Consider the following 13,239-nt stretch of genomic DNA (forward strand, 5'->3'; position numbering starts at 1 on the left):
GAGCCTGACTTCAGATAAAAAAATATATGATTTCATTGTCATTGGTGGCGGCATTCTAGGGATGTCGACTGCGTGGCAATTACAGAAAAAGTATCCAGGCAAATCGGTCTTGGTTATAGAAAAAGAGTCCAGTGCGGCTCAACATCAAACGGGTCATAACTCGGGTGTTATACATGCCGGTGTTTATTACAAGCCGGGCAGCTTGAAAGCACGTTTCTGTAAAGAAGGTAACGTAGCTACTAAAGCGTTTTGCCGTGAACACGATATCCCGTTTGATGAGTGCGGCAAGCTTTTAGTTGCGACCAACCAGAAAGAGCTTGAGCGTATGCAGGCACTTGTTGGCCGTTGCGCTGAAAATGGCATCGAGATCGAGGTGTTAGATCAAGCGCGACTGCACGAGCGTGAACCTAATATCAATGGTGTAGGTGCCATCTTTGTGCCTTCTACAGGTATTGTCTGTTACACACAGATCTCCAGTAAGATGGGTGAATTGGTTGAGCAGGCCGGTGGTGAAGTTCGCTTTAATACTCGCGTTACAGGTATTGAAGAGTTCGCCGATCGCGTGACTGTTTTTGCTGAAAATGAGCGTTTCCAAGGACGCTTTTTAGTGAGCTGTTCGGGGCTCCAGTCTGATCGTATTGTTGAGATGATGGGGTTAGAACCTGATTTCCGTATCATTCCATTCCGTGGTGAATACTATCTGTTAGATGAGCAACATAATCAGATTGTGAATCATCTAATCTACCCGATCCCAGACCCTGACCTGCCGTTCTTGGGCGTACATCTGACCCGTATGATCGATGGTACGGTAACCGTTGGCCCTAACGCCGTGTTAGCGTTCAAACGTGAAGGTTACAAAAAGACCGATATCAGTTTGAAAGATAGTTTCCAGATGCTTACCTATCCGGGGATGATTAAGCTGCTATTCAAGCACTTCAAGGCAAGTATGACGGAGTTGAAAAACTCAATCTCAAAACCGGGTTATCTAAAGCTGGTTCAGAAATACTGTCCGTCTCTAACGCTAGATGATATGAAAGAGTATCCAGCGGGTATTCGTGCTCAGGCGGTTTCTAAAAACGGGGATGTGATCGATGACTTCTTGTTTATGAATACGAGTAGGGCACTAGCGGTATGTAACGCGCCATCGCCAGCTGCAACCTCTGCTATCCCGATTGGTCAGCATATTGTTGAGCAGGTGAGCGTGTTAGTAGAGAAGTAAACAGAGGGGCTTTATACGTCAAAGCGTGTAAAGCCCTCACTTTTCTGATGGCGTTGACCAAAGTGCTTTGCTTGGTTATCGCACTCTTGACGGAGTTGATAGTTAGCCATCATCAACTCCTTACAGATTTTGCACCACTCTTTGGCTTCAGGCTTCCCTAATTTTTGCAATTGTTCTTTACTTGGGTTGCCGTCCGTAGCGATCATCACTTCGGTGCATTCCTTACAATATTCCATTACTTTTCCTGCCATCTTTTTTATAGTTTTAATTACGTTGCAGCCTAGTCGCAAAAACTAGGTTTTGTTATCAGAAAAATTCTTAATTTGATGGTCTTTTGACTATTTGATGAGCCATCGTGATAGTGTTTCAGTTAACGATGGTTTTTCTGTAAACGAATAAGCAAGGATGTGAAATGAGCTTTATAGCATTATCGTTTATCTCTGTTTTTCTCTTGATAATGTATTGGCAATTGCGACAACGGAAGGTTAAGAAGCAACGCCGAGAACTGATCGAGAGTTATGTTTTCCCTGAGCGTCTAACCGTAGAACTAAGAAAGCGCTATCCGCACCTTTCCGATGCTGATTGTGACAAGGTAATGGAAGGGCTAAGAGTGTTCTTTCTAATCTGCCTAGCTGCAAAAAACAGAGCTATAGCAATGCCATCGCAGGCGGTGGATGTGGTATGGCATGAGTTTATTTTGTTTACCCGCGATTATGAGGTGTTCTGTTCTAAAGCGCTGGGTCAATTTTTACATCATACACCCGCTGAAGCGATGGAAAAGCCAACCCAAGCGCAAGTAGGGATTCAACGGGCTTGGAAATTCTCGTGTTTGCGTGAGGGAATCTATCCTGCTAAGCCTAGGCGTTTACCTCTTTTGTTCGCGATTGATGCTGAACTAAAAATCGAGGATGGCTTCACCTACCAATTAAACTGTAAAGGTCGTGAAAACGATGGCTACTGCGCTAGCCATATCGGATGTGGTATCGGTGGCTGTAGCTCTGGTAACGACTCTAGCAGCGATTCTGGTAGCGACTTGGGTAGTGGCTCTAGCTGTAGCTCCGGTTGTAGCGGAGGAGGGGGGGGGTGGTGGCAGCAGTTAGTTACTACCGCACATCAATGCCTTCTGGCCTGCGAGCGGTCCAGTAATGTTTGCTCCAGTAAGGGTTATCTAAACGACTGATGATAACGCCCTTGCTGGTGGAGGCATGTAAGAATTGCCCCTCCTGCACATACACACCTACATGCCTTTGTTTATAGCCGGTCTGAAAGAAGACTAAATCTCCTGCCTTTAACTGACTTTTAGAAATGTTGGAGCCGCTACCTAATTGATCGCGTGTGGTGCGTGGAATATCCAGACCAAACTGATCTCTAAAAGTGATTTGGGTAAATGCGGAGCAATCAATTCCTAATCTATTGTTCCCACCAAGACGATAGGGTGTACCTGCCCAACTATTATATTGATCGAGTAAAGCTTGGCTTACAGGTGATTGCGCCTGCATAGATACAGTTGGAGAAGACGACTGTTTTAACGTACTTGAGCAACCGCTTAAAACAACACCGGTTAGTATAAGAACGATAGGAGTATAAAATTTCATCAAATTTCACCTTCTTTTCGTATAGATCAGGGTTGCGAACAGTATAACGCCAACTAAAATTTACAAAAGCTTAAAACCGTTTGGCTTTCGGGCTGTAACTGCCTATTATGCCCAGCTATTTTTCCAGCCCTTAGTAAGCGAAGAGTTCATGACAGAAGATTTTCAGGTCGGCCAACGTTGGTACAGCTATACAGAAGCTGAGTTAGGTTTAGGTGTAGTCACTGAATTGGTTAATCGCAGTGTAACGATTTTTTTTCCTGCAATCGGTGAAGAGCGTACCTACGCGCAAAGCAATGCTCCATTAAGCCGCATTGTTTACCCTATTGGCGACCAAATTTCTGACGATGAAGGTCTGTCTATCACTGTTACTGAGCATCAAGAAAGCAAAGGCTGTGTTATCTATTTTGGAGATGATGCCGAAGGTAACGAACAGATTATTCATGAAGCATCATTAGAAAGTGCGGTTCATTTCAGTAAACCTTACGAGCGTTTGTTTGCAGGCCAGATCGATAAGCTTCGTCACTACGAACTACGTCAAGAAACTTTAAAGCTACAACATCAGCACCAGAACTCTGCCGCTTACGGTTTGATCGGTCCTCGTGTTCAATATTTGCCACACCAGTTCTATATCGCTTCTGAAGTGGGTAAGCGTACTGCACCACGCGTATTGCTAGCTGACGAAGTAGGTTTGGGTAAAACCATTGAAGCAGGTTTGATTCTTCATCAACAGTTAGTTTCTGGTTTAGCGAGTCGAGTGCTGGTGGTTGTACCTGATAGCTTGATTCACCAGTGGCTGGTGGAGATGTTGCGTCGTTTTAACCTGCATTTCTCTATTATGGATGAGGGTCGTTGCGCTGAAAGCGAAGGTAATCCTTTTGAGACAGCACAATTGGTGTTAAGCCCATTGTCACTATTTACTCAGCATGAAAAGCATCTTGAACAAGCGGTAGAAGCAGGTTGGGATCTTATGGTGGTGGACGAAGCTCATCACCTCGGTTGGAGTGAAGAGGGCGCGAGCCACGCTTATACCTGCATTGAGAGCCTTGCACAGCATGTCAAAGGCCTACTGCTTTTGACTGCAACGCCAGAACAGTTGGGTATCGAGAGCCACTTTGCTCGTTTGCGCTTGCTGGATCCAGACCGTTATTACGATCTGCAAAAGTTCATTGAAGAAGAGCAGGCTTTCAAATGCGTTAACCAGTTGATCGAAACGCTACAGAACCCAGAAGGTTGGGGTGAAGCATTGAAGGATGAAGCCTTTACTGCGTTATTGCACCAGTATCTGGGCGATGAGATGGCAGATCATCTGGAAGTTCACAAAGATGATGATTCTGAAGAACGTGAACAGTTAATCGAGAAAACCGTACGCACTCTTTTAGATCAGCATGGCACAGGCCGAGTGCTTTTCCGTAATACACGTGAAAGTGTACAAGGCTTCCCAGAGCGTAAGCTTCACAGCTACGAACTACCGTTACCGGACGCGTATAAAGAAGTGATTGCCGATGCACCAATGGAGCGTCAGTTGCACCCAGAATCTTTGATCGGTAATGGTGAAGGTTCTGCTTGGCTATTAGAAGATAACCGTGCTGACTGGTTGATCAAATGGTTGGAAGATTACAAAGGTGAAAAGGTTCTAGTGATTTGTGCGCACGCGCAAACAGCTATTACTCTAGAGAAACAGCTACGCCTATTTGAAGGTAAGCGTACAGCACTGTTTCACGAAGGCATGAGCCTTGTTGAACGAGACCGCGCTGCGGCTTACTTTGCAGATTCTGAGCAGGGTGCTCAGCTGCTGATCTGTTCTGAGATCGGGAGTGAAGGTCGTAACTTCCAATTTGCACACCACATGGTGATGTTCGATCTGCCTATGAATCCAGATCTACTGGAACAGCGAATCGGTCGTCTGGACCGTATCGGTCAGCTTCAAGATGTAAATATTCATGTGCCTTATTTCGCTGGTAGCGCGCAATCGGTGCTGCTACGTTGGTACGCAGAAGGATTAGGTGCGTTTGAGCAGGTATGCCCTACAGGTCAATCCTTGTTACAGCAATATGCCGCGCAGTTACATGAGTGCATGGAAAACCCACTGGATCAGACAGCGGTTGATGCACTCATCGATGAAACGGCTCAAACTCAATCAGCGTTGTTAGCTGAATTGCAGGAAGGCCGTGATCGTTTGCTCGAGCTTAACTCCTGCAACGCTGATATGGCTGAAGAGCTGTTAGATGCGGTTGAAGAAGATAGCCAGCCAGGTAAGTTAGCGTCCTTTATGGGCCGTATCTTTGATCACTTTGGTGTTGAGCAAGAAACCACAGGCATTAATGGTGTGATCCTTCATCCGGGCGATCATATGCTGAATAGCCATTTCCCAGGCTTACCAAGTGACGGTATGACCGCTACTTTCCAGCGTAACGAAGCACTATCTCGTGAAGATATGCATTTCCTAAGCTGGGAGCACCCAATGGTGTCTGGCGGTATGGAGATGATGCTAGAAGGCAGCTACGGTAGCTCAACCCTGTGTACAATGAAGCTTCTACCACTGAAAGCGGGTAGTTTGCTGATTGAAGCCGTTTTCCGCATCCACTCTATTTCCGATCGTTCTCTGCAACTGCAGCGTTACCTTCCAGATGCGTGCGTTCGCCGTGTGATCGATAGTAATGGCAACGATCTAACGGGTGTGATTACCGAACAGCACTTCGCTACTTTGGGTAAACGTGTAGGTAAGAATGTTGCGTACAACTTGGTAAAACATACCCGTGAAGAGATTACTGAGCTAGTTACTAAGCTTGAAGCTCAGGTTGAGCAAACAGAAGCGGATCTGCTTGCACAAGCGAAAGCGTCCATTACTGAACAGATGGAAACAGAGTTGGATCGCTTAAAAGCCTTGGCTAAAGTGAATCCAAATATTCGTGATGAAGAGCTAGAGGCGCTGACAATCCGCGAAGAAGATCTGTTGGCTGCTGTTGAAGGCGCTTCACTGAAGATGGATTCGATTCGTATTGCAGTGGTGACGCACGAGTAAACATATAGCACGATTTATTGTTATTTAATTAAGCCCTGAAGCATACGTTTCGGGGCTTTTTACGCCGATAATAATACCTTCCAACGATTACTTGATCTTAAACAAGTAAATTACTTATGCCATTGCATACAATGGCAGCACAAAACTAGAGCGGGAGTTCGGTCTGATGTCTCTTTGCTTAGTTATTTCTGTATTCTCTTAAGTTTATTTCTCCACTAGCCAAGGAGGGGTCATGTTCCGGTCTCTAGCTAATGTAATCGATACAGTTTTAAGAACCTGTGGTTTTAAAACTCTTAATAGTCAATTTACCCTGTCTTATGCCCTAGTATTTATACTGGCCGCATCTTCAGGAATCAGTCTTTACTTCAGCATGTCGATCAATCCTCAGACCATTGATATGGCAGGTCGTCAGCGCATGTTGAGTCAGAAAATCGCAAAAGAAGCACTATTAGTTGCTGCAAATGTTGAGCAACAAACCACCCTTCGTAAAACCATGGAATTGTTTGAGTCATCCCACAAAAAACTTATGTTGGGTGATGCAGCGTTGGGTATGAATGCAATCAAAGATCCAGCGATTGTTAAGCAGATGCAGCACGTTGATAAACTATGGGGTAGTTATAAAACACTGATTAACAGTCATGTGAATCAACCAACTGATATTACACTTGCTGAAATAACCAAGCAGTCACCGGTAATTCTTAAAGAGATGAATAAAGCGGTGGGTATGCTCACCACACAAGCTAGCGCGACAAGCATGAACCAGCTGTTAATTGCGTTTGTATGCGTGGTCGGCATCCTGTTGCTGGTTGTGTTTGGTCGAGTGTTTGGTTTGAGCATGCTGATGAATAACATCAAGCGTTTAAACGCACGCATGGTAGAAGTTGGTCAGGGTAACTTCTCGCATCGTTTTGATATCTCCCATACCGATAATGAAATAGGGCAGATGTTCAACGCCTACAACAACATGTTAAACCATGTAGGTGATCTGTTGAAAACGGTTCAGACGGTTGCGCGCAACACTGAGCGTCATGTAACTAATGTTGTTGAAGCCACTTCAGATGCCAGCAATGGTGTTAGTCGCCAGTACGAAGATATTGAACTGGTTGCGGCGGCTATGACCGAAATGAGTGCAACTGTACAGGAAGTTGCTAACAATGCAGTAGAAGCAGAGCAAGCCGCGCAAGAGACTGACACTCATGCTAAGAGTGGTGGTGATGTTGTTGGTCAATCCGGTAATCAAGCACAAGAGATGCTAACAATGCTGAATAAAACAGCATCGGCGATTAAAGAGCTTGAAGCGGAAACACTTGCCGTGGGTAACGTAACTTCTGTGATCAACGACATTGCTGAACAAACAAATCTATTGGCATTGAATGCGGCGATCGAGGCGGCACGTGCTGGTGATCAAGGTCGTGGATTTGCGGTTGTTGCTGATGAGGTACGTACCTTAGCGCAGCGCACACAGCAATCGACGCAAGAGATCCAGCAGATTATAGAACGTCTACAGAGCAAAGCAGAATCTGCAGTGTCTTCTATGGGTGTTAGTACTGATCTTGCCGATCGCAGTAGCGAACTTGCAAACTCTGCAGCTGCGGTACTTGAGCAGATTATCTCCTCTGCAAATACGATCTCTTCAATGAACACCATGATATCTACTGCAGCTGAGCAGCAGTCATCTGTAGCATCGGATATTGATAATCGAGTGGTAAATATTTCTGATATTGCAGGTCAAACGAAGCGTGATACGGATCGTGTGGTTGAGGCAACTGATCAGATTCGAAGAGAAGCGCACGAACTTAATCAATTGGTGATGAAGTTCCAGCTATGATCTAAATGGTCCTATAGCGATTAATTTAAAATGCCACCTCAAGGGTGGCATTTTTGTATTTCAAAACCCAATTATACAGATCACCACTGCAATATATTTTCAATTTGTTGCTTCAGGGAAAGTTGAGTTATTTCCTTAAAGCAAAGCACCGCTAGAATGAAACCGTCTATATAGTGAATTATATAGTGGTACTTATTTTCAGTTCTCAGGTCAACGCTCACCGTTCCATGGTTATCATGACACTTATTTGAGGAGGACGAGTCACTTGTTAAAAATTGTAAAAGTTCTACAAGAAAGTGGGTTTCTAACGTTGAGTGATTTAACTTGTTTTCAGGGGAAATTAAGGCGATTCCTTTTACTCCTTTTAGGAGTGAAATCCTGCCTAATACTTTATCAGAGAAATTAATTTTAGGGGCGGAGTACTGAATAACTTCTTCTAGGTTTAACTCATCGTCGATTGCTATGGTTGTACTAACCTCAGTATGAGCCACTCTTGGTGTGGGAACCAACTCTTCAAGTAAAAAGAGAATGTCTTCTTTTTCTCGAGCATCAATAAAATAGATAGGCGCGTTTATATTGAGCTCGTTCAACCATCCTTTGTATTCGGCATGGGTAGGATTTGCTACTTCATCTGATTTTGTTACAGCCACAATCAAGGGTTTATGAAGTGTAAGGTGACGAAAATGCTGCGTATAGAATTTTAGGTCATGTTGCGGATAATTTCGGGTGTTGTCCAAAAACAAAATCAGGCCAGAACAATCAAGCGCCAATTTAGTGGTTATGATCTCCCACATAAATTGGAAGCGTTCTTGACCTGGTGCGCCATAGCAATGAATACGTTGATTATTTGTAGTCGTAATATAGCCATAGTCCATGGCTACGGTAGTTGTTTTTTTTCTTTTAGATGTACTGTCTGAAGTGTTTGCGTCGGTATCGACACAGTCTATTTCGCTTATAGTCCTAATTGCAGTTGTTTTGCCTGCTCCGACTGAGCCAAAAAAAATAATTTTTTTGTCGTCCAACAACTTTTACCCCTTATCAGAATTGTAAGTACAAACCCAAGTTATTGATGACTAGTACTGTTGTTACATGGTGAATGTTAAGCTTCTTGTTGAGAAAAGCTCATAATGGCTAAGCGTGAATAGTAGTAATGAGCTTATAAGTATGAATACTAGGTTTTTCCTAACAGTGTTATATATTTGAGAGGTTTCTGTTCATTTTAGGGAGCAAATTACCAAACTCTGAGGTGTTGTGTCGGACTTTCGAAATTGAGGTAAAGCGTCCTATCTACAGTTCGTAAGCTGAAGGTAGCAAATTGCATAAATATTTAAATTCTCTCTTATCTTCAATCTCTGTTTCTAGATATTCTGCAGTTATCTCATTTTTCTTTTGCGCAAGAAAGTGATCGAAGTTACTCGCATTTAACCGTGTTTCATCTGTTAGCCATTCTACACTTTTTGGTTCAGCAATAATTGATTTTATCTCTTCGTAAATGGTGTTGTGCTTTTGTTTGTATTGATCCAGCTCTTTCCATAATGCCTTTTCAATTTTGCGATCTACTTTCCCACATGCAGTGATAATTATCGGTAAGGTTGAGAGATGCTGAGCGCATAGTTCGCATTACCATGGCTATTATCTTGATAACGGCTGGCACCAGTAAATTTTTTAGTGACGGTGGCTTTGTAAATTACTACTCAGGCTTATTCCAAGGGGATCTGCGCATTCAACTGCCTGCAATCCTGATCGATATGTATCTAAGCTGTATTCAGTATATCGAAGTGGGCTTAGGTTTAGCCCTGTTGCTACCTAGACTCAAAGCTTACACTATGTACGGTTGGTTTGGATTTATGCTGAGCTTGCTGGTAGGGCATTATATTTTGCAAGAATGGTCCGCTGTAAACCAGATGCTGGATTATATCTTCTTAGGAGTGTTGTGCTTTGTATTGCCCATGTATGGTAAGTCATCGGTTAACGAATAGATGAAGGTAGTGCAACTCTGTAGAGATTTTAGAGTACGTATCCGATTCGATTAAATAAAAAATGCCACCTAATCAGGTGGCATTTTTAACCTATGAAGAGTTATCTAGGTATTAGAAATTGTAGATTACACCCAGAGATACAGTGTCCACTTCGTCTTCAAAGTCCATGCGTTCCCACTCTAAACGAAGATCGACTTTTTCAGTTACCGAGTAGTTAGCGCCAAGCCCGTAAAGAACATCTGATTCGCTTTCAGATACAGTTGTATTCGCAACGTCAGCATCTGCATCAATACGTGCATAACCTAGTTTTGCAAAAACTTCTGCTTTTTCACCCACTGGTAGTTTGCCTAATAGCGCTAATGAGTATGCATCGCCATCAATCTTAACCGGTACGTTTAGAACATCGGCAGAGTTCTCACCTAAATCCTGATAAGCAAATTCAACAGCAAAGTTTTTATTGAAATTATAACCAGCAAAAAACTTCCAGCTAGTATCTGAATCATCAGTGATTGTTGCGCCAGTAACTTCTACGTAATCAACGCTAGTTTTACCTACGCCACCACCTAGATAGAAATTAGAATCTGCCATTGCAGCTTGTGATAAAATTCCAGAGATAAGCGCTGTAGCTAGTAGTGTCTTTTTCACAATATTTGTTCCTTAAATAGTTGTTTTTAAAGATGTTAATGCATTTGGGGGCGTATAATACAGATCTATAATTACAGTTACTATAGGAGATAGCTAATACTGTAATTAATAGGGTCGAGTGCTTTTAAGTGACAGGCTTAACGTACAGTTTTATTTAAGTTAGTTGGGTGAATAGTGTGCAGATTTATTGCGGATATGAACTAAGCAGAGCTGCTTGAGAATGAAGAAAATCGTGAGTTGAATACAAAACGAGATGCAGACCGATCAATCGGAAAGCTGCTATTTTGGATTGCTTTACGCCTTTAAATAAAAGCACCAAGGCTACGACGCCAGAGAATATAGATAAAAGGAGAAACAAAAAACCCAACAATAGTTCGATTATATCGGATATGCCGTAAGGATTGTTTGGCGCAATATACATATCTGCGTAAACAAATGCTCTGAAAAAAAGCATAAAGCTAAACAGGCTGATAGATAGAGCAGCCAGAACCAAAATAGTAATTGTACCTTTTGTTAGTTCCATACGGCCGGATAATTTAGCTTAGCAATCTGATTGATCAGTCTTTATAGACAAGCAATTCGCCTTTCCCGACAGGGACTAAAGAAGTGCTCAAATTTGTTTGCTCTTCTATCCAGGCATTAAACCCTTCCAACTCCTCTTTATGAGAAACCGCATTGTCACAAACGAGTATGCCGCCTTCTCTTAAAAGACTGAAAAGCTGTTCTGCTATTGCTAGATATTGGCTTCTATCTGCATCCAGGAAAATAAAGTCAATGTTCTGAGGAAGCTCAGCTAGTAGATCTACAACGTCACCATCGAGTTGCGTAATCCTTGAGTCTAGTGCGACCTTACGGAAATTTTCTAAGGCTTCATCGATCTTGCGGCTGTTATTTTCAATAGTAAAAACATGGCCATCATCTGGAAGGGAAGAGGCTAACCAAAGTGTTGAATAGCCATTAGACGTACCGATCTCAAGTACGGTTTTGGCGTCAGTTGCCTTGATTAAAACAGCTAAAAATTCACCTGTATCCCGTGTGATATTAAGATACTTTTTAGATCGGTTAGATTGGGCTTCATCGTTCTCGAGCCCTAATTGTTCAAGGTCATTTAAAAGCTGTTCAAGGTTCATTCGGCACGCTCCTAAATTGCTTGGGGTGTTTTCGGAATAAAACAATGTCAAATATATTTATTAGCTTCTTCTGATTTTATGATGTTTACCAGCCTAAAAGGCATTACTAGAAATACCAAAATAAAGCTTAATATTAGAAGAAACATAGTTATTAATTTAAAGTGTTTCCTTGTTTATATGGAGATTAGAGCTGCAGAATAGATTATCAAAAGCGCTCTGTTAACGTCATGGTATTTTGGATCTACCTGAGCTTAAGCCGCTAACCCCATAATATTTTGTAATCATCGCTGAAAAATCTAGTAAGCACCCGCCGCATAATGCAGTTCATAACTATGGCTGTAGATCTCGAGAATATTGCCGAATGGATCTTCCATGTAAATCATGCGATAAGGTTTTTCACCTGGGTAGTAATAGCGTGGTTTAGCCATACGCTTTTTACCGCCAGCTGAGACAATCTTTTCGGCTAGGCCTTCGACATCTGGGTCCTGAACGCAGAAGTGGAAGATGCCCGTTTTCCAGTATTCAAAATTATTTTCAGGATTCTCCTGATTTTTGAATTGGAATAGCTCAACACCAATGCGATCGCCTGTAGATAGATGTGCGATTCTAAAAGAGCCCCAATTAGGGCCGAACACATCGGTACACATCTCGCCTATGGCGCTGTCATCTTCAGTTATCTCAGTTGGTTCCATAATCAGATACCAACCTAGAACCTCGGTATAGAATTTCACTGCGGCTTCAAGGTCAGGTACAGAGATACCAATATGAGAGAAAGTACGTGGATAAGGTTGATTCATCGTTATGCTCCAACAAGATTTATTGGAAGCAGTTTATAAAGAGGTTATGCTTATTAAAAATTATCATTTGAAATCAAAATAATAATTTATTGTTATGATTAATCCGCATCATCTCCGAACTTTTATTACCCTTGTTGAAACGCAACATTTCACGAAAACGGCTGAGTTATTACATATGACGCAACCGGGGGTTAGCCAGCATATTAAGAAACTAGAGACTCATCTGAATTGCCCGATTATCAGTCGCTTCGGTAAAAAGTTTGAGCTAACCGAAGCGGGTGAAGAGTTGTATGAGTTCGCGCAAAAACAGTTTCAGGCAGAGTCTGCTCTTTTAGATAGATTAACTGACGTTCAAGCAGAAAAGGGTGAAATCAAACTCGCCTGTTCAGGATCTATGGTGACAAAGCTTTACCCTGATCTACTGCAATTACAGAAGCGTTATCCAGAGCTATGCGTCAGTATGGAAGCGGCACCCAATCATGAAATTCTTAAACAGATAAAAGACAACAGAGTCGATCTAGGCTTAGTGACTCAATTGATCAATGATGTTGAGCTACAGCAGGATCTCCTTGGGCATGATCCATTATGCCTCGTTATACCTAAAGGATTTGACGCCGATTGGAATGGATTAATGGCGTTAGGCTTTATCAATCATCCAGACGGTCATCATTACGCTGATCAGGTATTGGAAAGTAATTTTGCTGAACATTTCAGAGGGATGGGGAAAATAAAGCAGTCGGGTTATATCAACCAGCTAAGTCAGATCATACTGCCAGTGGCTGAAGGCATGGGGTTTACCGTACTGCCAGAATCCTCGATTGTGGGGTCTGCTTATTATGAAGCCATCGAAATTGCTGACTTAACCGAAGTCGTTAAAGAGCCTGTGTACAGAGTGCAGAAAAAATACCGTCCACTTCCTAAACGTTATGAACTGCTTGAAGGTGTTCTGAAACAGCATTTTGAGAACACGTAAAGAGCTCAGAATATCTTTTAAGCACCCATCTCTAATGTCGGTCTTTCAGGT

13 protein-coding genes are annotated in these 13,239 nt (G+C 42.7%); 6 read left to right on the top strand and 7 right to left on the bottom strand.

Going from position 1 to position 13,239, the window contains the following annotated elements:
- Positions 1–22: 22 nt before the first annotated feature.
- Positions 23–1,219 carry an L-2-hydroxyglutarate oxidase gene (gene lhgO / locus ACMXYX_RS06720; protein WP_415898237.1) on the top strand — a complete coding sequence of 399 codons (1,197 nt, stop codon included), beginning with the start codon at positions 23–25 and terminating at the stop codon, positions 1,217–1,219.
- Positions 1,220–1,230: 11 nt separating this feature from the next.
- On the opposite strand, the gene ACMXYX_RS06725 is transcribed toward lhgO, so the two are convergent.
- Positions 1,231–1,455 (bottom strand): hypothetical protein, encoded by a 225-nt coding sequence (locus tag ACMXYX_RS06725; RefSeq protein WP_415884228.1) that lies wholly within the window; start codon positions 1,453–1,455, stop codon positions 1,231–1,233.
- Between the two features lie 176 nt (positions 1,456–1,631).
- On the opposite strand from ACMXYX_RS06725, the gene ACMXYX_RS06730 reads away from it, so the two are divergent.
- The gene (locus tag ACMXYX_RS06730; protein ID WP_415906653.1) at positions 1,632–2,399 is read left to right on the top strand and encodes a glycine-rich domain-containing protein; all 768 of its coding nucleotides are present in this window, start codon (positions 1,632–1,634) and stop codon (positions 2,397–2,399) included.
- On the opposite strand, the gene ACMXYX_RS06735 is transcribed toward ACMXYX_RS06730, so the two are convergent.
- Positions 2,323–2,814: an NlpC/P60 family protein gene (locus ACMXYX_RS06735; RefSeq protein ID WP_415898004.1), complete on the bottom strand. Its 492-nt coding sequence runs from the start codon at positions 2,812–2,814 to the stop codon at positions 2,323–2,325. The two genes, ACMXYX_RS06730 and ACMXYX_RS06735, sit on opposite strands and share 77 nt — an antisense overlap.
- 148 nt (positions 2,815–2,962) lie before the next feature.
- On the opposite strand from ACMXYX_RS06735, the gene rapA reads away from it, so the two are divergent.
- Both rapA and ACMXYX_RS06745 read left to right on the top strand, forming a co-directional pair.
- A complete protein-coding gene (rapA, locus tag ACMXYX_RS06740; protein ID WP_415898005.1) occupies positions 2,963–5,836 on the top strand; it encodes an RNA polymerase-associated protein RapA in 2,874 nt (957 codons plus the stop codon).
- A gap of 232 nt (positions 5,837–6,068) precedes the next feature.
- Positions 6,069–7,664 carry a methyl-accepting chemotaxis protein gene (locus ACMXYX_RS06745; RefSeq protein WP_415906654.1) on the top strand — a complete coding sequence of 532 codons (1,596 nt, stop codon included), beginning with the start codon at positions 6,069–6,071 and terminating at the stop codon, positions 7,662–7,664.
- 80 nt (positions 7,665–7,744) lie between these two features.
- On the opposite strand, the gene ACMXYX_RS06750 is transcribed toward ACMXYX_RS06745, so the two are convergent.
- A complete protein-coding gene (locus ACMXYX_RS06750) occupies positions 7,745–8,689 on the bottom strand; it encodes a GTP-binding protein (protein ID WP_415898007.1) in 945 nt (314 codons plus the stop codon).
- Between the two features lie 600 nt (positions 8,690–9,289).
- On the opposite strand from ACMXYX_RS06750, the gene ACMXYX_RS06755 reads away from it, so the two are divergent.
- Positions 9,290–9,643, top strand: a complete 354-nt coding sequence (locus ACMXYX_RS06755; protein ID WP_415898008.1) for a hypothetical protein — start codon at positions 9,290–9,292, stop codon at positions 9,641–9,643.
- A 111-nt stretch (positions 9,644–9,754) separates the two neighbouring features.
- On the opposite strand, the gene ACMXYX_RS06760 is transcribed toward ACMXYX_RS06755, so the two are convergent.
- From ACMXYX_RS06760 to ACMXYX_RS06775, 4 genes are all read right to left on the bottom strand, one after another.
- The gene (locus ACMXYX_RS06760; RefSeq protein WP_415898009.1) at positions 9,755–10,288 is read right to left on the bottom strand and encodes a porin family protein; all 534 of its coding nucleotides are present in this window, start codon (positions 10,286–10,288) and stop codon (positions 9,755–9,757) included.
- 184 nt (positions 10,289–10,472) lie between these two features.
- Positions 10,473–10,811 carry a hypothetical protein gene (locus tag ACMXYX_RS06765; RefSeq protein ID WP_415898010.1) on the bottom strand — a complete coding sequence of 113 codons (339 nt, stop codon included), beginning with the start codon at positions 10,809–10,811 and terminating at the stop codon, positions 10,473–10,475.
- A 34-nt stretch (positions 10,812–10,845) separates the two neighbouring features.
- On the bottom strand, positions 10,846–11,418 hold the full coding sequence (locus ACMXYX_RS06770) for an O-methyltransferase (protein ID WP_415898011.1): 573 nt from the start codon (positions 11,416–11,418) through the stop codon (positions 10,846–10,848).
- Positions 11,419–11,714: 296 nt separating this feature from the next.
- The gene (locus ACMXYX_RS06775) at positions 11,715–12,215 is read right to left on the bottom strand and encodes a lactoylglutathione lyase family protein (protein ID WP_415881549.1); all 501 of its coding nucleotides are present in this window, start codon (positions 12,213–12,215) and stop codon (positions 11,715–11,717) included.
- A 94-nt stretch (positions 12,216–12,309) separates the two neighbouring features.
- On the opposite strand from ACMXYX_RS06775, the gene ACMXYX_RS06780 reads away from it, so the two are divergent.
- Positions 12,310–13,188: a LysR family transcriptional regulator gene (locus ACMXYX_RS06780; RefSeq protein WP_415898012.1), complete on the top strand. Its 879-nt coding sequence runs from the start codon at positions 12,310–12,312 to the stop codon at positions 13,186–13,188.
- Positions 13,189–13,239: the final 51 nt, after the last annotated feature.

Origin of the sequence: Neptuniibacter sp. QD72_48 (genome assembly GCF_047778065.1) — a bacterium.
Classification (GTDB): Bacteria; Pseudomonadota; Gammaproteobacteria; order Pseudomonadales; family Balneatricaceae; genus Neptuniibacter.

What these genes read in the sequence shown, in the direction of transcription:
- rapA (WP_415898005.1), top strand. Translation starts at nt 2,963, where the DNA reads ATGACAGAAGATTTTCAGGTCGGCCAACGTTGGTACAGCTATACAGAA.
- ACMXYX_RS06770 (WP_415898011.1), bottom strand. Translation starts at nt 11,418, where the DNA reads ATGAACCTTGAACAGCTTTTAAATGACCTTGAACAATTAGGGCTCGAG.
- ACMXYX_RS06735 (WP_415898004.1), bottom strand. Translation starts at nt 2,814, where the DNA reads ATGAAATTTTATACTCCTATCGTTCTTATACTAACCGGTGTTGTTTTA.
- ACMXYX_RS06755 (WP_415898008.1), top strand. Translation starts at nt 9,290, where the DNA reads ATGGCTATTATCTTGATAACGGCTGGCACCAGTAAATTTTTTAGTGAC.
- ACMXYX_RS06765 (WP_415898010.1), bottom strand. Translation starts at nt 10,811, where the DNA reads ATGGAACTAACAAAAGGTACAATTACTATTTTGGTTCTGGCTGCTCTA.
- ACMXYX_RS06780 (WP_415898012.1), top strand. Translation starts at nt 12,310, where the DNA reads ATGATTAATCCGCATCATCTCCGAACTTTTATTACCCTTGTTGAAACG.
- ACMXYX_RS06725 (WP_415884228.1), bottom strand. Translation starts at nt 1,455, where the DNA reads ATGGAATATTGTAAGGAATGCACCGAAGTGATGATCGCTACGGACGGC.
- ACMXYX_RS06775 (WP_415881549.1), bottom strand. Translation starts at nt 12,215, where the DNA reads ATGAATCAACCTTATCCACGTACTTTCTCTCATATTGGTATCTCTGTA.
- ACMXYX_RS06730 (WP_415906653.1), top strand. Translation starts at nt 1,632, where the DNA reads ATGAGCTTTATAGCATTATCGTTTATCTCTGTTTTTCTCTTGATAATG.
- ACMXYX_RS06745 (WP_415906654.1), top strand. Translation starts at nt 6,069, where the DNA reads ATGTTCCGGTCTCTAGCTAATGTAATCGATACAGTTTTAAGAACCTGT.